At 39.5% G+C, this 20227-nt stretch carries 22 protein-coding genes; 4 read left to right on the top strand and 18 right to left on the bottom strand.

Annotated elements, in window-relative coordinates; all coding sequences use genetic code 11:
• The 13 genes from VB654_RS09375 to VB654_RS09315 all read right to left on the bottom strand — a co-directional run.
• On the bottom strand, nucleotides 1–466 hold a 466-nt coding region (locus tag VB654_RS09375), incomplete at its 3' end, for a Coq4 family protein (RefSeq protein ID WP_323213445.1).
• A 338-nt stretch (nucleotides 467–804) separates the two neighbouring features.
• Nucleotides 805–1656, bottom strand: a complete 852-nt coding sequence (hypB, locus tag VB654_RS09370) for a hydrogenase nickel incorporation protein HypB (RefSeq protein WP_323213444.1) — start codon at nucleotides 1654–1656, stop codon at nucleotides 805–807.
• A 2-nt stretch (nucleotides 1657–1658) separates the two neighbouring features.
• Nucleotides 1659–1988, bottom strand: coding sequence for a hydrogenase maturation nickel metallochaperone HypA (hypA, locus tag VB654_RS09365; protein WP_323213443.1), 330 nt, complete (start codon nucleotides 1986–1988; stop codon nucleotides 1659–1661).
• Between the two features lie 177 nt (nucleotides 1989–2165).
• Nucleotides 2166–3263, bottom strand: coding sequence for a hydrogenase expression/formation protein HypE (gene hypE / locus VB654_RS09360; protein ID WP_323213442.1), 1098 nt, complete (start codon nucleotides 3261–3263; stop codon nucleotides 2166–2168).
• A gap of 66 nt (nucleotides 3264–3329) precedes the next feature.
• Nucleotides 3330–3545 carry a tautomerase family protein gene (locus VB654_RS09355; RefSeq protein ID WP_239729354.1) on the bottom strand — a complete coding sequence of 72 codons (216 nt, stop codon included), beginning with the start codon at nucleotides 3543–3545 and terminating at the stop codon, nucleotides 3330–3332.
• A gap of 75 nt (nucleotides 3546–3620) precedes the next feature.
• Nucleotides 3621–4760: a hydrogenase formation protein HypD gene (gene hypD, locus VB654_RS09350; RefSeq protein ID WP_323213441.1), complete on the bottom strand. Its 1140-nt coding sequence runs from the start codon at nucleotides 4758–4760 to the stop codon at nucleotides 3621–3623.
• Nucleotides 4761–4828: 68 nt separating this feature from the next.
• Nucleotides 4829–5089: a HypC/HybG/HupF family hydrogenase formation chaperone gene (locus VB654_RS09345; protein ID WP_323213440.1), complete on the bottom strand. Its 261-nt coding sequence runs from the start codon at nucleotides 5087–5089 to the stop codon at nucleotides 4829–4831.
• Between the two features lie 52 nt (nucleotides 5090–5141).
• Complete coding sequence (gene hypF / locus VB654_RS09340; RefSeq protein WP_323213475.1) at nucleotides 5142–7490, bottom strand: carbamoyltransferase HypF; 2349 nt, start codon at nucleotides 7488–7490, stop codon at nucleotides 5142–5144.
• A 142-nt stretch (nucleotides 7491–7632) separates the two neighbouring features.
• Nucleotides 7633–8865, bottom strand: coding sequence for a hypothetical protein (locus VB654_RS09335; protein WP_323213439.1), 1233 nt, complete (start codon nucleotides 8863–8865; stop codon nucleotides 7633–7635).
• A 77-nt stretch (nucleotides 8866–8942) separates the two neighbouring features.
• Nucleotides 8943–9776 (bottom strand): NifU family protein, encoded by an 834-nt coding sequence (locus tag VB654_RS09330; RefSeq protein ID WP_323213438.1) that lies wholly within the window; start codon nucleotides 9774–9776, stop codon nucleotides 8943–8945.
• 143 nt (nucleotides 9777–9919) lie between these two features.
• The gene (locus VB654_RS09325; protein ID WP_323213437.1) at nucleotides 9920–10144 is read right to left on the bottom strand and encodes a hypothetical protein; all 225 of its coding nucleotides are present in this window, start codon (nucleotides 10142–10144) and stop codon (nucleotides 9920–9922) included.
• Between the two features lie 8 nt (nucleotides 10145–10152).
• A complete protein-coding gene (locus VB654_RS09320; protein WP_323213436.1) occupies nucleotides 10153–10419 on the bottom strand; it encodes a hypothetical protein in 267 nt (88 codons plus the stop codon).
• Nucleotides 10420–10453: 34 nt separating this feature from the next.
• Entirely contained in the window at nucleotides 10454–11431 is a 978-nt protein-coding gene (locus VB654_RS09315; protein WP_323213435.1) for a hypothetical protein, read from the bottom strand.
• Nucleotides 11432–11979: 548 nt separating this feature from the next.
• Between VB654_RS09315 and VB654_RS09310 the strand changes: the two genes are divergently transcribed.
• Nucleotides 11980–12942: a hydrogenase small subunit gene (locus tag VB654_RS09310; RefSeq protein ID WP_323213434.1), complete on the top strand. Its 963-nt coding sequence runs from the start codon at nucleotides 11980–11982 to the stop codon at nucleotides 12940–12942.
• Nucleotides 12943–13168: 226 nt separating this feature from the next.
• Nucleotides 13169–14764 carry a nickel-dependent hydrogenase large subunit gene (locus VB654_RS09305; RefSeq protein WP_323213433.1) on the top strand — a complete coding sequence of 532 codons (1596 nt, stop codon included), beginning with the start codon at nucleotides 13169–13171 and terminating at the stop codon, nucleotides 14762–14764.
• Between the two features lie 92 nt (nucleotides 14765–14856).
• Here VB654_RS09305 and VB654_RS09300 read toward each other — a convergent pair whose 3' ends face one another.
• The 4 genes from VB654_RS09300 to VB654_RS09285 form a co-directional block, all read right to left on the bottom strand.
• Complete coding sequence (locus VB654_RS09300) at nucleotides 14857–17556, bottom strand: AAA family ATPase (protein WP_323213432.1); 2700 nt, start codon at nucleotides 17554–17556, stop codon at nucleotides 14857–14859.
• Between the two features lie 316 nt (nucleotides 17557–17872).
• On the bottom strand, nucleotides 17873–18103 hold the full coding sequence (locus VB654_RS09295; protein ID WP_323213431.1) for an addiction module protein: 231 nt from the start codon (nucleotides 18101–18103) through the stop codon (nucleotides 17873–17875).
• Between the two features lie 5 nt (nucleotides 18104–18108).
• Complete coding sequence (locus tag VB654_RS09290; RefSeq protein ID WP_323213430.1) at nucleotides 18109–18474, bottom strand: DUF5615 family PIN-like protein; 366 nt, start codon at nucleotides 18472–18474, stop codon at nucleotides 18109–18111.
• Nucleotides 18471–18758, bottom strand: coding sequence for a DUF433 domain-containing protein (locus VB654_RS09285; protein WP_323213429.1), 288 nt, complete (start codon nucleotides 18756–18758; stop codon nucleotides 18471–18473). The genes VB654_RS09290 and VB654_RS09285 overlap by 4 nt, the downstream gene beginning before the upstream one ends.
• A gap of 274 nt (nucleotides 18759–19032) precedes the next feature.
• Here VB654_RS09285 and VB654_RS09280 point away from each other — a divergent pair, with 274 nt between their 5' ends.
• Complete coding sequence (locus VB654_RS09280; RefSeq protein ID WP_323213428.1) at nucleotides 19033–19455, top strand: hypothetical protein; 423 nt, start codon at nucleotides 19033–19035, stop codon at nucleotides 19453–19455.
• Nucleotides 19456–19533: 78 nt separating this feature from the next.
• Here the strand turns inward: VB654_RS09280 and VB654_RS09275 are convergent, their stop codons facing one another.
• Nucleotides 19534–19770 carry a hypothetical protein gene (locus tag VB654_RS09275; RefSeq protein WP_323213427.1) on the bottom strand — a complete coding sequence of 79 codons (237 nt, stop codon included), beginning with the start codon at nucleotides 19768–19770 and terminating at the stop codon, nucleotides 19534–19536.
• A gap of 183 nt (nucleotides 19771–19953) precedes the next feature.
• Between VB654_RS09275 and VB654_RS09270 the strand changes: the two genes are divergently transcribed.
• Nucleotides 19954–20227 (top strand): hydrogenase maturation protease (locus tag VB654_RS09270; RefSeq protein WP_323213426.1); only part of this gene is annotated, 274 nt, incomplete at its 3' end.

The following is a 20227-nucleotide window of genomic DNA, read 5'->3' as shown; positions in this document are numbered from 1 at the left end:
GAATTGGAGTTTGAGCCAGGAAAAAAACTTGTAGTCCAATTTCGCCAATTTCATCAGTATCAAATCCCCCAACTAGATGATAAAAATCATGCGTAGTTCTCCACAGCATTTTAAGGTAGGAAATATCGTCAACTACAGGAACTGTCTTGTAGAAGTAGGGATCAAAGCCTTTGGACTTAATTTTATGAGCATAAACATGACCTAAAGTACCCTTTGGCAGCTGACTTAACTCATCCAAATCAAAAGGAGCAGGAAGCCAGCGTTCCTTAAACAAAATGTTTACTTCAGGGATTTTTTTTAGCTCATTAACAGCTCGTTGTGCTATTTCCGTTTGGTCAAGTGCATCTTCAAAGTTAAATAATTTATCAGTGCTAATATCCTCAGTTCTTATGGTACTAGATGCTAAAAGTTGAATAATGTAAGCAAGGAGTCCTGTCTCAGTATCACGAGTAATTACATTGACCATAGTGCTTCTCTGCTTTCTAAGATAGCTTTACTAATTTAAACCTGAAGTGCATTATTTAAGATTCATCAATTGCCAGAATAAGAAGAATATGCACTATTCATTTTTGATGAAAATAGTTAATTTTTTCATGGATCTTCAGAGGGATTTCATAAACCCAGAATTGTTGTTTATTAAAAGGTTAAATCAAAATACAAAGACCAAACAAATGAACTTACCCTGTGAATTAGATACTTTATTAATTAGTAGAATCACGAAAAAACACAGATGTATTTTGCTATCTGTGTTCATCTAGAAATTAATTTTCTACTTATATTATTTAATCAGCTACGGTGAAATTTTTAAACAGAAACTGGAATCGCCAAATTAGCTAATTTGGTAGACAGCCACTCATACCAATTTTTCAAACCAGCACCAGTAGTAGCAGAAACCTGAAAAATCTGAATTTGGGGATTAATGTTTTGGGCGTAATTTATACATTTTTGCACATCAAACTGCACATAAGGGAGCAAATCAACCTTAGTAAGAATCATAATATCACTAGCACGAAATATATGGGGATACTTAATAGGCTTATCTTCTCCCTCAGTCACTGAGAGAATAACGACTTTAGCTTGTTCTCCCAAATCAAACAAAGCCGGACAAACCAAGTTTCCCACATTTTCAATCATCACCACCGAATTAAGCGGCGGGTTCAATTGCTGTAAACCCCTGTCAATCATAGAGGCTTCTAAATGACAACCAGTACCCGTATTAATTTGTACAACCTTACAGCCAGTTTCCTGAATTTTTTCGGCATCATTAGCGGTTTCTTGGTCGCCTTCAATTACACTAATCGGTAACTGATTTTTCAAATCATGAATAGTCCGAGTTAACAGAGTTGTTTTACCAGAACCAGGAGAACTCATTAAATTTAACGCTAAAATATTGCGTCCTTTAAACCATCCCCGATTTTGGGCAGCTATCAAATTATTTTTCGCTAAAATATCCTGTTCTAAGGATATTGTTGTATTATGTATTTTGGCATGAACTTGAGACGCTTCATGCTGAGTATCATGATGATGAGAATGAGTGATTACAGTACCATCAGGTAAAGTATGAGTATGATCATGGTGATTGTGTTCAACTTCACCAGTTTCTAAATTAGTAATTGTGCTTTGAGCATCATCAGAACAACCACAAGTTACACACATAATTATACTACTTCTATTTCTTTAATTTTCAGTTCTTCACCAGCTATTAAGTCTAATTGCACGCTACCACAGCCACATACACCAAAAGGTTTATCTAAATATATTTCCGCACCACATTCACGACATCGTGCTAAACCAGGAATTTCCCTAATTTCTAATATCGCCCCTACCAAAACAGTACCTTGAGTACAGATATCAAAACAGAACTCAATAGCATCAGGTAAAATCGCCGAAAGTTGACCAATTTCTAACACCACCCGTTGCACCTTTGCACCTTGGGCGTGTTCACTAACAATAGCCACAATATTTTGCGTAATACCTAGTTCGTGCATAAAATTAAGTGCTGATTAAAGTGGGATTTTTAACCCGCGTAGGCGGGTTTTGTCTGTATAGCCGCGACTTCTAGTCGCCAGGGCTAGTAATAAACAATACTTTTCAAACACCGTCTAAATAATCATTCCCTCTTCCTTGGCGCACTTGGCGACTTGGCGGTTCGTTTCTCCGAAAAATCAACAAATCCTGGGTAATTGTTCCCCCACCAACATATCAACAATTCTTTCAGTTCCAAAAGCAGTTCTTAACAACACAACACCCGCAGGTGAAGCCATAACCTCACCAATAACACAAGCATCCTTCCCGGCTGAATGTGACTTCATAGCTGCTAAAACAGTTTCAGCATTCTCACCTCCTACTACCACAACTAACTTACCTTCATTAGCCAAATACAAAGGGTCTAAACCTAGTATTTCACAAACTCCTTTCACCTCTTCCCGCACAAGGATAGATTCTTCATTGAGACGAATACCTACACCAGAACTCAAAGAAAATTCATTTAAAACTGTCGCTAAACCGCCCCGTGTAGCATCGCGCATAGCGTGAACTCCAGGACAAACACTGAGGATTTTTTCTACTAAACTATGCAAAGGTTGACAGTCACTTTCTACATTAGTTTCTAATGCTAATTCCCCACGGGCGATTAAAATTGCTGCACCATGATTTCCTAACTCGCCATTAATAATTACTACGTCTCCCACTTGGATATTATGGGCAGAAATATTAATCCCTTGAGGAATTACCCCAATACCTGTAGTATTAATAAACAGTTTATCGGCAGCACCACGTTGAACAACTTTTGTGTCACCTGTGACAATTTGCACGCCAGTTTTTTGGGCGGCTAATTTCATACTAGCAACGACACGCCGCAAGATTTCTACTTCTAATCCTTCTTCTATAATAACGCTACAAGTTAGATATAAGGGTTTAGCACCACTGACGGCTAAATCATTAATAGTGCCATTAATTGCTAATTCGCCAATGTCACTACCGGGAAAAAATAAGGGGTCTACAACATAAGAGTCTGTTGTAAATGCTAGTCTATCTCCCTGTTGGGTGAGACTAGCTAAGTTTAATCTGGCTTGGTCTTCTAATTGGGAGAGAATTGGATTATCAAAGCTACTTACAAAGATATCTTCAATTAAATCGCGCATGGCTTTACCGCCGCTACCGTGGGCGAGGGTAATATGGGTGTCTCTCACCTTACTTTTTTGGGGTTTGCCGATTTTTTGTAATAGCGGATTTTGGGTTTTATGTTTGGGTAAAATGTTCATATTTAAATTTTGTTGAAATTATTAAAGTTGGAGAGGGCTGAAGCCCTCACTACGAGCAAATTAATTTTATATACCTTTTTCTTTATGTCTACCGCTATGTTTATCTATATGCAATTGTCCGCCAACTGCCCAATTTTCTCGCTCAAATTCATCAATATGTATGGTTATCCATTCTGGTTTAGATCCCAAGGTTTCAATTAGTGTTTCGGTTAGGGCTTTGACTAGTTGGCGTTTTTTTTCGACGGAGTGACCTTTGGCTATTTGTACTGTGATGAATGGCATATATTTTTTCTCCTTAAGAATCCCACCCCCCAACCCCTCTCCGCAAGCGAGGAGGGGAGTTAGAGAATGGTTATTTTATTTGGATGTGGCTAGTTGTTGGGCTTTTTTACTAATTGCAGAAAGTCGTCCATATTTGTAGTAGGCTGCACACGCACCTTCTGATGAAACCATGCAGCTACCAATGGGTGTTTCTGGTGTGCAAGCTGTACCGAATACTTTACATTCCCAAGGTTTTAAAACTCCTTTAAGAATTTCTCCACATTTACAGGCTTTGTGGTCGGCTACTTTTAAGTTAGGAATAATAAATTTATTTTCTGCGTCGAATTGGGCATATTCTGTCCGGATTTTTAAGCCTGATTCTGGTATTTCACCTAAGCCTCGCCAATCAAAGTTTTCTCGCACTGCAAATACTTGGTTCATGGCTTGCAATGCTATTAAGTTTCCGGCTGGTTCTACTAATCTGTTATATTGGTTTTCTACTTGACAACGGTTTTCTACTAGTTGCTGTAATATCATCCAAATTGATTGCAGTATATCTAATGGTTCAAAGCCGGAAACTACTATGGGTTTATGATATTTTTTGGTAATAAATTGATATGGTTCTGTTCCAATTACCATGCTGACATGACCAGGTCCGATAAATCCATCTAGTTGTAAATCTGGGTTATCTAATAGGGCTTGAAGGGCGGGAATTACAAGAACATGGTTGGAAAACATACTAAAGTTGATGATGTTTTCGGCTGCTGCTTGCAATATGGTGAGGGCGGTACTGGGGGCGGTGGTTTCAAAGCCGAGGGCGAAGAAGACTATTTCTTTGTCTGGGTTGTCTCTGGCGATTTGCAGGCTATCCAGGGGGGAGTAAACTATGCGGATATCTGCGCCTTGGGCTTTGGCTTGGAGGAGGTTGGTGGTGGAACCGGGTACTCTCATGGTGTCGCCAAATGTGGCGAGAATGACGTTATGATTTTGGGATATGGCGATCGCATCGTCTAATCTCCCTTTTGGCATGACGCATACTGGACAACCAGGCCCGTGGATGAGTTCTAGGTTGGGGGGTAGGATGTCTTCTATACCGTATTTAAATATGGAATGGGTATGTCCACCGCATATTTCCATCAGTTTTATCGGTTTTTTTAGTTGGTTGCAGAGTTGGGTTATTTGGTTGCGTAAGGCTGCTGCTTTTTCTGGTTCTCGAAATTCGTTGATGTATTTCATGGGGGAAGTTTTTGGTTTTTTTAAACGAACCGCCAAGTCGCCAAGTACGCCAAGGAGGAGGAGGAGTTTTAGTTGGTTATTTGGGCTTGGGCGGTTGCTAGTTCTTCTAATAGTTTTAATGTTTCGGCTGCTTGTTGTTCGTTAATACGATTCATGGCGAAGCCTACGTGGACTAATACCCAATCTCCTATACATTTTTCGGGGGGATGTTGTTCGTTGACTATACAGGCTATGTTTATTTGGCGTTTGACTCCAGCTATGTTAACTATGGCTAGTTTATGGTTAATGTCGCTGATTTCTACTATTTGTCCGGGGATTCCTAAGCACATTTTTTTTCTGGATATAACGAACCACAGAGGCGCAGAGAACACAGAGGGAAGATTAAGAGTTGGGGATTAATTGGGCGGCTGTAATTATTGCTTGTCCTAGTGATATGTTGCCGTCGTTGGAGGGGAGGGAACTGTGAGTTAATACGGTTATTCCTAAACTTTGTAAATTCTGGGTAACTTGTGTTAATAAAATACTGTTCTGAAATACTCCTCCGGTTAATACGACTTGATTAATTAGGTTTTCTTGAGCAAGATATTTAACTACATTCACAATAATTTGAGCTAAACTTTTATGGAATTTTGTAGCTATCTCTGATTGACTAATCTGTTTTTGCAAGTCTTGAAGCAGGGCTTGCCACATTGGTTTTGAGTCTATATAATATATGCTATCTGAAAAGTTAATGTGAAAAGGATAATTTAGCGTTTCTTTATAATTATTTAAGTTGTTAGGATTTACTAAGGCTTCCATTGCGATCGCAGCTTGTCCTTCATAGCTACATTCTTCTGGATAAATCCATATAGCCGCAGCTACTGCATCAAACAACCTCCCTACGGATGAGGCTAGAGGTGAGTTAATTCCTTTATCTACAGCTTGTTTGAGGAGTTCTAATGGTCGCTGTTGCAAAAATTTGATAATTTTCAACTCAGAATATTTCTGTTGGCTTTCATGCCAAATATTAGCGCTGAGTAAGTGGGCGTAGGTGTTACGCCAAGGCTGATAAATTGCTTTTTCTCCGCCAATTATAGCCACTGGTTTAAATGTTGCTAGTCGCTGAAATTGACGATAGTCTGCTAACAGAAATTCTCCCCCCCAAAATTCTCCAGCTTCGCCATAACCTAATCCATCTAAAGCAATACCTAAAACTGGAGGTGCATCTAAAGGAATGCCATTTTCTGCCATACAAGCCGCAATATGGGCGTGATGATGCTGGATAGGATGAAGTTTAAGTTTATTAACAGATGCAAGTTCTTTACCGAGTTTTGTGGCAAGATATTCTGGGTGTTTATCGATAGCGATCGCTTCTGGTTGATGCTCAAATAAATTTAAATATAAATTCAGTGTATCTTGATAAGCATTAAAAGCCGCAGCATTTTCTAAATCACCTAAATGTTGAGAAAGAATTGCTTCATTATCGCGTAATAAACAAAAGGTATTTTTTAACTCGCTACCCATTGCTAAAATAGGTGTCACCTTCTCAAATCCCGGTGGTAAAATTATCGGTGCTGGTGCATATCCTCTAGCCCGGCGAATAATTTTTACTTGATTATCAATCACCCTAGCAACAGAATCATCTACTCGATTCACAATATCCCGATTATGTAAAAGAAAATAATCAGCAATGTTACCTAACTTTTCTCGAACTTCTTCATTATCAATACATTGAGGTTCATCAGCAATATTCCCACTCGTCAACACAATGGGGCGATTCATTCGCCGCAAAATTAAATGATGTAAAGGCGTATAAGGTAACATAAAACCGAGATAATTTAGTCCCGGTGAAACAGAAGGCGCAATTAGACAGTCAGGATTTTTCTGTAACAATACAATCGGCGCAGCAGAACTTGCTAATAATTCTTTTTCCTGAGTGTTCACAGTACAATATTCCGCAATTACTCCTATATCTCGCGCCATTAAAGCCAACGGTTTATGATAACGTCGTTTACGCTGACGCAATTTTTGGACAGCAGCTTCTTGAGTTGCGTCACAAGCTAGATGAATACCACCCAACCCTTTAATAGCCACAATCTCACCTTTTTGCAACAAAGTACAAACAGCATCCACATCATCCATCATTGAAAACATCGAAGCCGTCACAGGTTTACCATCAGCCCGTTCTAACCAAGCATTCGGTCCGCAAGTATGACAAGCTACAGGTTGGGCGTGAAAACGGCGATTTTCCACATTTTCATACTCCCGTTCACATTCAGCACACATAGCAAACGCAGACATACTGGTATTGCATCTATCGTAAGGAATCCCACGAATAATACTGAAGCGAGGACCGCAATGAGTACAATTAGTAAAAGGGTAACGATAAAAACGGCTAAAAGGGTCAAAAATTTCCTGTTGACATTGGGGACAAATCGCCGCATCAGGAGTAATTTCTGTATTTTTAGAACTACTCACACTACGAGAAATCACAAAATCAGTAAAATCCCCATCACCTTCATAACTAACTCTCGTCAACTCCTGAATTTTCCCCAAAGGAGGACATTCAATATATAGTCTCCTGACAAACTCCGTAATAGCCGCCTCACTCCCAGCCACCCGAATTAAAACACCCTCACCATCATTACAAACATCACCCAACAACCCACAAACCTTAGCCAAACGATAAACAGTAGGACGAAATCCCACCCCCTGAACAGTTCCCCGAACCCGAATCTCTTCCCTTACCAAATCTTCCATTCTTTTTCATGCCTTTCTTTGCGTGAAGCACCTCTTAGGGATTTCCAAAAATAATTATTATCCATATTGTGGGGTGGGCATCTTGCCCGCCCTGATGACGGGACGGGTGGGGACACCCATCCCACAAGAAAATTTAGAATGTTATTGATTTGTTAGCCTCTGACTCCAACCCCCACAACAAAACCCGATTATTCCCAGAATCAGCAACCACCGCAGTATTACCACAAACCTTCACCCCATAACACCAATTCAAAGTATTTCTCTGAGGTAAACCAAAATCCCGATTTTCACCCTTAGATTTAAAATTAACTTGTCCCACCAAACCATCAGCAACCGCCCCAGATAATAATTGAGACTCCGCCTTTTTCCATCCTAACAAACGAGAATTTGCAGTATCAGCAACCAGCAAACAATCATTACCAACCGCTACACCATAAGGCATACTCATACTACTAGCACTAGGTAAATAAACACCTTGATTCATTTCCACAGAATTAAAACTTTTTTGTCCTAAAACCACCGCACAAGGGGCATTATTTTCTGTAGGTATGCCCTCCCAAATCATCACCCGGTGATTACCTGCATCAGCAACCACTAAATTGTCTCCCCAAATAGTAATATCATGACACCAACGCATACTCGCCGCAGTGGGAGAACTCCCCCCATTTTCATTGCGAGATATCATATCTGGTTGTCCCAAAACTAAATCAGCCGGTTGACCATTTTCTGTAGGTAATTGTTGCCAAATTAATAACCGACGATTTCCCGTATCAGCTACAAATAGCTTTCCTTGATGATAGAAAACACCATAAGGCCAGTGCATACTATTAGCAGCAGCTTGATGAGTTCCTCTATTGGGTTCATTTTGACTAAAATCAGCTTGTCCTAACACCAAATCTGCTGGAACATGACTATTTTTTGGGACATTTTTCCAAATCAATACCCGATGATTCCAAGCATCAGCTACCGCCAAACCTTTACCACAAGCACAAATTCCCGTGGGGACACTAAAAGTATTTCTTCCCGGTATACCTTTAGCATTTTGACCTTCATGATAAAAATCAGGTTGTCCAATTACCCAGTCAGCAGGTTGACTATCTCTGGTGGGTAAATTTCGCCATCCCAATAATCGATGATGTCCTGTATCTGATACCCATAAAGAACCAGTTTCAGATAACAAACAAGCACCACGTGGGCCGAACATATTTATAGGACTAGGTTCTATAGGTATAGCTAATATTTCTGGTGTAATAATATTACCTAATATCACTTCTGGACCATGAGGTGATAAAGGGAAGAATGGGGAATTTTCTGTTGCTTCTGGCGGCAATTTTGACGCAGGATTAATATTGATGGGTATATCCATGAACCGCAGATGAAGACTGATAGCTATTTAAACTCATCGACGGATATCGAAATGTATCCGTGGTGGCAATTTTGTTGTTAAAATGAATATTTTGGCAATTTCACAAAAACTTTCTCACCTTTAATTTGTACTGGATAAGACTGCAATGGCACATCAGCAACAGTTAAACATTCCCCAGTTTCTAAGTTATACTGAAATCCATGAGATGCACAAGTAAGAATATTATTATCTAATTTACCCATATCTAAAGGAGTCGCTAAATGTGGACAAGCATTCAGGTAACAAGTAATATTTACACCTTGGCGATATAAAATTAGAGAATTTTTGCCAACCTTACCTGTCAATATCCCAGATTCAGGAATTTGATCAATTGTTGTCAGTTTTACCCAAGTAGAGGGATCTTCTTGCGTAAATGTATTGTTGACTGTAGAAGTATGATTGACTGCTACAACTTTAGTAATTTCAGGACAATGATTTTTTATTGCCTGTTCTACACTTTGAGTTAAAGTTAAGGTTGAAGTGGGACAACTGCTACAACTACCAATTAATTTAACTTCTACTGTATCCGGTGGTTTAATGGCGACAAATTCTACATCCCCATCATGGCTTTTTAAGCCTGGGCGTACTTCTTCTAGGGCTGTTTGAATTCTTTCTATTAATGCTGCTTGTGGTGGTTTAATTAGTTCGTGATATAGCAAAACTGAATATACTATGTCGTCGTCTACGGCTTGACGCAAGGCTGACATTGATTCTTGTTTCAGGCTTTTGATTAAATGTGTTAGTGCTGCTTTATGTAAGTCTTCAATTGCTCTTTTTAGTCCTACTGCTACACATCTTTGGCTTTCGTCCCATTGGGCTATTATTGCTTCAAATCTATTGATTTCTTGAATTAGTTCTTCCAGTTTTGTCATTATTATTTATTATTTGTTGGATGGTAATTACGAATCAGTTATTGGTTTAGGAATTTACCTGGAATAAACGAACCACAGAGGCGCAGAGGACACAGAGGAATAAAGAGGAGGGAGTTTTTTTTGAGGTTTATCTGTAAGGATATCTATTTCATTTTGAAATCTTTGAGGAGAAATGGCATTACTGTACCTGTGATTAAGCTAGATACTGTTATTGGTAGCCAAAGGGGTAGTTCGGTTTGTGATAATGATAGGAGTATAATGGAACCGATACTTGTACCAATGATAATTTGTTTGAAAAAATATCCGGGGTTACGTATTAGTTTTCCTTTGAAAAATAATTTAGCTGAAAGCCATCCAATTTCAAACATGATTTTTCCTAATAATTGGTGAATAATTTTATGATGGCAAAACTTAAGAATATGGCGGGAATTACACCAGCCGGCCCAAATAATGCGCCTAATGTTGCGGCAAATTGATAACCAATGTCTTTTCCAGCTAATAGCATTGCACCAATAGCACCACCAATCATCGATAAGGTTGTGGCTATGAATATCCAGGCGAATTCTGTGGCTATGTTCAATTCTCCTGCTACTAAACTTGTGAAAAAATCTCTGATGTCTGGGTTGGTCAAAATGTCTCTCATGGTACTTGTGAAATGAGGGTAAACAAATGCAAGTTTAATCCATACACACTCGCATTTCTAGTTCTACATCTTGTATGGCTTGGGCGACGACTTCAGCTTGTGCTATTTGTTGATTTTGGGTAAATATTCCCCAAGCTTCTTGATAGTAGTTATATGCTTTTAAGAGGTTTTTAATATTACCTAATTCCGGTTTTTCTAGGTTGTCGGGTAAGTTGAATAAGGCGTTAGCTTTGTTAGATATGGTGTTAGCATATTCTAGGGGGGTGTCTCTGGAGTTACGCACTTTTAAGGCTTCGTCATAAGCTGCGATCGCACGTAAGTTATTATCTACAGGATGGGAACTGACTAAATATTGCAACGCGTTACCCAAATTGTTCTGTAACATCGCATATTCTTTGGGATGGTCAATTAAATTAATATGCTTTAATGCCACTTCAAAGGACTGTACTGCTAAACCCTGACGTAAATATTCCCGTTCTGATGACATGGGCATGGAAAGATAGGCGATCGCAATATTGTTGTATAAAATCGCGTATTCTTGTGGGTAATTCTCCCAGGTAAACACCTGCAAAGCCTCGTGATAAGCTTTGATACTGTCCGTCATGCGTGCCAGATTGAATGGTACTAGCGACTGCAACACCAAGCCATAATTCATCTGTGCCTCTGCTAGTTCTTCTGGCAAAGCTAATTGTTGTAAAATAGGCAAAGCCTCTTCATAACTGGCTTTCGCTTGCAGCAGCAATTGAGAATCTTGATCAGGAATACTCTGTAACGTCCCTGCCATCCCCACCAAGGCACGGGCTTTCAATAGGGCGTACTCCTCACCGCACATCTGATATGCCCGGTAATATAGCCCCACTGCATTCCGCAAATCTTGGGCAGTTTTGGGCTGCTTATGAAAGCCTTGTGCCATTTCAATCAGCATCTCGATTTTCTCTGCTGCTGTCGCCGACTCTGATTTGATAGCTGCGATCGCTGCCTTCACTGCTGAATCTGTAATGCTGGGGTTCATAACTGCCTTGATTTTGCCAACACCCATCAAGTGGGTTGATTAACTAAGCGGATTTACGCAGATTGAGAATCCCGTACCCTTCTAGTAGTCTGTTAACTCAAAAATGAAGAGTAAATAAATCTTTCAAATTTTCTTCTTTCTTTCCTTCTTCGCACACCCTACGCGCCAAGCCTATGGTATAGCTGCGCTTTAGCAATACGTTCCTTGATCCATCAAAATAAATTTGACAGACTACTAGAGACGCAATTTATCGCGCCCATCAATTTTTTTAATATAGAACAATCTATTTCTTAAATTCTATGGGGAAATTGCTAATATTAATGTCAGCTTTAAACACATAAAATATTTAACAGCTATTTTGGCATTGCTGATTGTGAGTATGAATTATACTCCCTACAAATTTAGATAATAATTAATTTTTATTTAATGAACAATAATTAGTTTGAAAACCAGATTATACTAGTAAATAAATATTGACAAATAGGTGATACTCTACAAATCTGATCACCTACCTCTACCATGATTAACAATAGATAAATGTGTAGCTAATGACTAATGTACTATGGCTGCAAGGTGGTGCTTGTTCAGGGAACACCATGTCATTTCTCAACGCCGAAGAACCCACAGTTTGCGATCTGATTGCTGACTTTGGTATCAAGGTACTTTGGCATCCCTCCTTAGGATTGGAAATGGGTAACGACTTGCAAACTCTCCTGCATGATTGCGTTTCGGGCAAAATCCCCCTAGATATCTTAGTCTTTGAAGGTAGCGTTGTAAATGCCCCCAACGGCACCGGCGAATGGAATCGGTTTGCCGATCGCCCGATGAAAGATTGGTTAACAGACCTATCCCAAGCGGCTAAATTTATTGTCGCCGTGGGAGACTGTGCAACCTGGGGCGGAATTCCAGCCATGTCACCCAACCCCAGCGAATCAGAAGGTTTACAATTTCTCAAGCGTGAAAAAGGCGGCTTCTTAGGCAAAGACTTTGTTGCCAAAGCTGGCTTACCTGTCATCAACATTCCCGGATGTCCCGCCCATCCTGATTGGATTACGCAGATATTAGTAGCGATCGCCACTGGACGCATAGCAGATATTGCCTTAGATGAACTCCAACGTCCTCAAACCTTCTTCAACACATACACCCAAACAGGTTGTACCCGTAACATTCACTTCGCCTACAAAGCCTCAACCGGTGAATTTGGTCAACGTAAAGGTTGCCTATTTTATGATTTAGGTTGTCGTGGCCCCATGACACACTCATCCTGTAACCGTATTTTGTGGAACCGTGTTTCCTCCAAAACCCGCGCCGGAATGCCCTGTTTAGGTTGTACAGAACCAGAATTTCCCTTCTTTGACCTCCAGCCAGGAACCGTATTTAAAACCCAAACAGTCATGGGGGTTCCCAAGGAATTACCGCCTGGTGTCAAACAAAAAGACTACGCCGTATTGACAATGGTGGCTAAAGATGCTGCACCAGCTTGGGCAGAAGAAGACTTTTTCACGGTTTAGAAGTCAAGAAGAAACTAACCACAGAGGCACAGAGGACACAGAGTTATGAGAGTTTGAGTGGTCACTGAGCTTGTCGAAGTGAGGTTTTTTGCGTAAGTTTGATGATGCCGTTCTGTACAGGTAGGGTGTGTTATCGAGGAGAGTACCGCACCAATTCGGATTTAAGGTGCATGAGGAAAAATGTCTGTAACGCACCTTACTAATTACTTAAAAGAGAGGAGAGAGAATGACAATTCAAACACTAGATATTTCGCCTGTTGGTAGAGTCGAGGGCGATTTAGATGTGCGCGTTGATATTGAAAATGGGCGAGTAGTTAACGCCTGGACACACGCCGAACTGTTTCGCGGATTTGAAATTATTCTCCGAGGTAAAGACCCCCAAGCCGGATTAATTGTCACACCCCGGATTTGTGGTATCTGCGGTGGTTCCCATCTCACAAGTGCATCTTGGGCATTAGATACACTTTGGGGTACAGAAGTTCCTCGCAATGCAATTTTGGCGAGAAATTTGGGTCAAATTGTCGAAACAATCCAAAGTATTCCCCGCTACTTTTATGGCTTGTTCGCCATTGACTTGACTAATAAAAAATACCGTCGTAGTCGCCACTATGAAGAAGCTTGTCGCAGGTTTGCGGCTTACACTGGCAAGTCTTACGAAATCGGTGTGACAATTTCTGCCAAACCTGTAGAAATCTATGCCCTTTTAGGTGGACAATGGCCTCACAGCAGTTATATGGTTCCTGGTGGTGTGATGTGCGCCCCGACTCTGACAGACATTACCCGCGCTTGGGCAATTCTGGAATATTTCCGCACTAATTGGTTAGAACCCGTGTGGCTGGGTTGTTCATTGGAACGTTACGAACAAATCCACACTTATGATGATTTTATGGCGTGGTTGGATGAAGACCGCAATCATCGTGAGTCAGATTTGGGTTTTTATTGGCGCATGGGTTTAGATATCGGTTTGGATAGATATGGCGCTGGTGTGGGTAAATATGTGACTTGGGGATATTTAGCCCATGAGGATAAATACCAAAAGCCGACTATGGAAGGGCGCAATGCGTCCATGATTATGAAAAATGGTGTGTATGACAGTTTCAGTGATACTCACTCTTTGATGGATCAGTCTTTTCTGCGGGAGAATACTACACATTCCTGGTACGATGAGGGAACAGCAGATATTCATCCAAGCGATCGCACTACTAAACCCACAGCGAATAATAGCAAAGATTTTGAAAATGCTTATTCTTGGTCGAGTGCTGTCCTACACAAAGACTTCGGACGCTTAGAAGCAGGCCCCTTAGCCCGGCAGTTAGTAGCTGGTGGTCATCATGGTGAATCTTGGCAACACCACGACGGGTTTATTTTGGATGTGTTTAAACAAATGGGTGGTGCTAGTGTTCATGTGCGTCAGTTAGCACGAGTTCATGAACTTGTCAAGTTATATCGCCAAGCTGAACATTGTTTACGCGAATTTAAATTAAATGATCCTTGGTATATTAAGCCTATAGAAAGAGATGGCAAGGGTTGGGGTGCAACGGAAGCGGCGCGGGGTGCGTTGTCTCACTGGGTTGAGGTAGAGGGCGGTAAAATTAAAAATTACCAAGTGATTGCCCCTGGGACTTGGAATATTGGCCCCCGTGACGGTGAGGGTAAGCGTGGTCCCATTGAGGAGGCTTTGATAGGGACACCCATTTACGATTCTAGCGACCCTGTGGAAGTTGGTCACGTCGCGCGAGCTTTTGATTCTTGTTTGGTGTGTACTGTTCACGCCCATGATGCGAAGACTGGTGAGGAGTTAGCGCGTTTTCGGACTGCTTAAATCAGTAAACAGTTATCAGTTATCAGCTGACACTAAAACTGATAACTGATATTTTGTTTTTATGGATGAGTGTAGATGCATAGTGGTTTTTACTATGGCCGTGTTCTGGACTTTCTTTTCTGATTTGCATTTGCAGAGTTATTCGGAACTGTAGCAATTTCCACCTCAGAGCTAGTAGTAGGTACTTGTGCAGTAATGACTTGTGCTTCCTCATCTATAACAAACTTCTCTGTCTGTAATTGATCAGAAATTTCTTCTAATTCTGATGTAGCTGACTTTTTTTCTTGATACTCATCGGGAGTTTCTTCTTGACTAGCTAAAAGCCCTGCGTACTTAATTCTTTCTAAACCCTTCTGAAATCCAATGTAGTCATCAATCGTTTTATTCATGTCAATTTCAAGCTTGTAATCACGGCGCAAATTTTGGATTGCTTTCTTAGTTTCTTCAATTTGCTTAATTGATTCATTCTCTACATTGTTACTTAAAATGACTTCAATCTGATCAAGAAGAATAACACCATCTTCACGGCTTGCAGAAATAGAATGAACTGCATTGAAATCCTTCTTTAAACGTTCAATCTTTTGGGTTAATCTTTCGTCTGTTAATATCTGCTGGGCATGGCGCTGCATAGAGTTTAATTTCTTAAACAACACTCTAAAGTTATCTTCAAAAATTTGCAATGCATCGGATTGATTCTTATTCAATGATTCTCGTTTTTGTGACCACTCATTTACCACTCGAATAACATTTCGAGCAAAGCCAACCTTATTGATTTGTAAGTCTTTGTCAAGAAACTCTGAAAGACTGGCTTGTATAGTATCAAGAATAGTTTGATTAGCAATTTTTCTTAAAACTAAATTTTCTGTCAGAAACGAAAACTCTGTTTCATCTAATTGTAAAAACTCTTGTAAGTAAAACCTTGTCGCTTGTATACAAATAGATAAGGGAATAATATCTTCTATTTCAATTTTCACTGTCGCCGTATCAGTTACTAAAGATAAGTTTTCTTTTATATCAGTAAGCTGAAGAATAAATTGCTCTTTAATTACTGGTCTTCTATGTTGACCACCTTTACCTAATAATTGCTTTTTAGCTTCGTTTCCACTGTTGTCGCTGTCCAGTAGAACAATTACTGCTGGCTGTTCAACATCCCGTCCACGGGCTAAATAGACTAAATAAGGAATATGCGATGCCGAACCTGACTGAACAATCGTGATTTGGTTTAAATCTAAAGTTTCTAAATTAGGTGCGTCATTCCCTCGAAGATATGTTGTAGCTCCTGCAATGAGAATTTGGTCGGAAATACCTTCAACCATTAAATTACAATTGCCGATGAAAGCTGTTTCGCCAACATAAGCACCAATTGAAGACCTCAAAGGTTCATAATGGTTTTTAGCAGCATCCTTAACTACTCGCGTTCCTTCATCCTCATTTCCCTTACGCAAGACCCGAATGCGTTCAGCATGATTCTTATCAATTAAAAAGGGAGAGTGGGTTACATAAACGACCTGGATAGGATGAGTTAAATGTGAACCTTGTGCTGGACTAGCAAACAGGTCAAATACTTTAAGTAAGTCTTGTTGTGCTTGGCTAGATAAATATGCATCTGGCTCATCCATTAGAAGGATTTCAGTCTTATTTGGATGAGGCTCATGGGAACGGTACTGTATGTAATAGCTGAGAAAATATCGTAACCCTTGGCTCCTCTCTTCAAATGAATACTCAGTTCCTGTTCTATCAGTTATGGTAAATACTAAGTCATAGTCTCTTGCCATAACTTTTAAACAAAAGTTTCGGTCTTGAACCCAATAATTAGGAAAATTTAAATTAATAGATAATTGGCGATTGATCTTCTCAATGATTCCATTTGCATAACCTTGCATTCCCTTTTTAATTGCTCCGGCTAAATCAAGTAAAGCATTAGTATCAACTTGAGCAATCTTACAAATCAATTTATAAGCTAACTTAATTTCTTTCTCTCTCCTTTCTTTTTCATTAACGCTGAATATTGCTTCATCCAGTGCTAAAATAATTGATTTCATTGTCTCAATTGCATCTGGGTCAACAACATCTTTGTTTTCACCCCCAAAAAGACGAACTTTAGTAATCAGTTCTGGATTATCACTAAATTCGTCGAGCGCGTCCACAATTTTGCTTCTTTGTTCCCGATCCAAAAGTTCAAATCTTCTGCTATCGAGATACTTCTCTTGGCCTAAGTGGACTAATTTTTTAATAGGAACACTGGACGGGAGTGCAACATCAGATTCAATTCTGAGTATTTCAGGAAGTAAGCTTTGCAACTCGCTAACTTGTTCATTCCCAATTTCATATGGTCTGTAATCTCCTTTTTCTGGAAGATATACAGTTATGTTATTAATATTTTTTCGGAATACTAAAAATCTGTCAAAAATAATATTATCAGGAATTTTTATGATTTTTCTTAAATTTACTTCTTCAGACTGTGACAGGTCAGACCATTCAGTACCGAAGTCAGGATATTTTAATTCATTCAGCTTCACTGTGAAAAAATGAGAATAACGACAAAAATCACTACGCTCTATATTATTACCAGATATAGCCTTTTCGATAGCACTTAGTAAGTGAGATTTGCCAGATTCATTTGCACCAACGATTGTTGTAATTTTGGGATCAAGAGGAACTTCAATATACGGGTAAAAAGCATTATTATCCATTTCTTCCCAAGGTTTAGGCTTAACTTTGTTATTATTTTTTCTGAGAAAATCGTCGTTGAATGACTTATAGAAACGAATGAAGACTGTTTTGAGATACATATAGTAAAAACTGGTAGTATACTTATGGTTTATGCGTAGCTTATTTAGTTATACCAGTATTTACCCTAATACACAATTACGTAATTAATAAATCCATAAAACTTAAGTAGACTGCTGTGTACTCACCCACAGACAAGCCCTTAATATAGTTTGACCTAACAAATAACCTTAAAGTAATTCATCACATAAGCCTGGAAAGTATAACTATTGTTAGCGAAAAGTTATCGCACACAATACGCACCATAGGCGATCGCTTTCAGAACACCAACAATCACAAACTAATCTTGCCGATTTTTCCAATATCCCGGCTATTTCATTACTCCAGCAATAGCCTCACTTGAGCTAAAGCTTCATCTCCTGGAATGGGTTGCACAGCACCACTCGTAATTTCGTCTCGTCGTCTCTTCGCTTCATTCGTCCAAGCAGTTTGAATTGTGGGATCTATGTCGAACTCCAGACTTTCTACAATCTTTTCTGCCAAAAGCGCTCTTGCTGCACTAGGCAAAGATAAAATTTCTTCTGTTAGTTGCTCAATTGATCGCCTCATAGAATTTACTCTCCTAAATAAGCACTGAGAAACACTAGCTGATTTTCCATGTCCTGAGCAGATTTAGTCGCCATCAATTTTAAAACTCGCCGCATCTGCTCACCCAGTGAATAATCCTGCGACGAAATAATAATACCTGAATGAGTTCTTTTCTGAGTTATATATAGAGTGTGTAGCTGGCAAAAATCGCCAACATTAAATGTGTAAAAAGCTCGTTGCTGTTCAGTAGCAATAGTTAACTGTTCTTCATCACTGAAACCTGTTCTACTTAGTTCCCCAACAGTTGTGACATCTACTCCTTTTGCTTTCAATGCTCCCACAAATCGATGATCCATCACATCCTCATCGATTAGCAATCGTATTTCACTCATAGTAACTCACCCATCTGAGCAGCCAATTGTTCATAGCTTGACTTCTCCGCAGCAAGATAAGCTTCAATCTCTTCTCGATTGGCGTGGTAATAAGTTAAGGCTGCATACACTTGTGCTAAAGTCAAACTGCCCATTCGTCCGACAATTTCCTCTGCATTCAGACCCAATTTGTACCAAGCTGCTACTCGTTGTACAGATACTCTGGTTCCTGCAATATGGGGACGACCGCCAAGAGTTCCGGGTGTGCGAATAATTAATGTGCCAATATCAGTAATAGTTTGCATACACTAAATTCTTTAGTTTTATCTCTAATCATAGCTGAAACATGGTTAAGTAATTTTGACACGTTGGGAGTGCTACCAAAAAACATATTATGATCAATAAATTAGCCGAATGTCACACCAATTTACATATTTGATTTGTAGGACACTGGCTTGTAAATTTATCGTCTGAATATTTCTGAAAATCTCGTAGCGTAACACACTAAAATTAATAGAGCTAATGCGTTAGCCTAGCTGTGATGCACTTCAACAAAATATAAATCTATAAGGTAAGCTTGTGCCTGATATAGCGTTACATAGATATCTCCCTCGCCTTCCTGAAGCAGCACTGCAAGAATTCATAGAATGGTGTGTTTTAGAACAGGCAAAAGCCGCAGGTTGTAATTTTACTCCAGACAAAAGCAAGTTAAATGACTTGCCAGCAACAGAGTATATTCCTAAGCTAATTGACCAGTTTATGAAGGTGAAGCCAGACCCAATTAAGGCAGGTTTAGTAGCTGCGATCGCGGGTAAGGAAGCTGACCAACATGGTTTATCTGGTTTGGCAGTTGTAGCTGATTTTATTGCACTTTATGTCAAGTATTTAATCCCTAAAGAGGGGAATACTCCAGAACAAGCAGAAATGATATTAACTGACGCATCACAAAAGCAATGTGAAAAATTCACAGAAATTGCTAACAAATATGATGTGAAGTTTTAGTTTTTACCCATAAGTTATTTTTCAGAGGTTTTGTCTGTCTCATTAGCCAAAGCCTCTGATTGAAACTTTATTGAATTATTAGGTTAATTTCGTTTTTAAAATCTCTTCATCCCTCTCAGAAATGTTAGTTTCATTAGAAGTTCCTAATCCTGCAATAGACATTAAAAAAGAAGATTTATGATTGTCTGATTCTGGCTGTTGAGTTGATTTGTAATGAAGATAGTCAATAAAACTAGCAAGTTCAAGTAATGTGTTATCAGGGAGAGCATTAACTGCCTCAATCAATTTTTGCCGTTTTTTCGCACCAGTATTCATTTTTTTAAAATTTTAAAATACAGTAGTGTATCTAACTATTATACTTCTCTTTTACTTACTCAAATGCGTAGGTGATATTCCTTTTTAAGATACATCAAGCTAACAAAATGAAACTGAGTCCTAGCATTACTTTTGCCCGACTCATGATCAATATCGGGAAGAACACCTGGAGGGAATTTTGTCATGCTAACTATCATTGGTTGCGGTAATCTCAACCGCAGTGACGACGCTGTAGGCGTAATTATTGCCCAACGCCTACAACAATATTTAGCCGCAAATCCTCATCCTGATGTACGCGTGTATGACTGTGGAACAGCAGGGATGGAAGTAATGTTTAAAGCCAGAGGTAGTAAAACATTAATAATTGTTGATGCTAGTTCCACAAATTCAGAACCAGGTGCTATATTTAAAGTCCCAGGAAAAGAATTAGAAGCTTTACCAGAGCCTAGTTATAACT

The sequence above is a fragment of the Nodularia sp. UHCC 0506 genome, from assembly GCF_034931045.1.
Classification (GTDB): Bacteria; Cyanobacteriota; Cyanobacteriia; order Cyanobacteriales; family Nostocaceae; genus Nodularia.
Note: the sequence above shows the minus strand (reverse complement) of the source record. Positions and strands in the feature narration are given on the sequence as shown.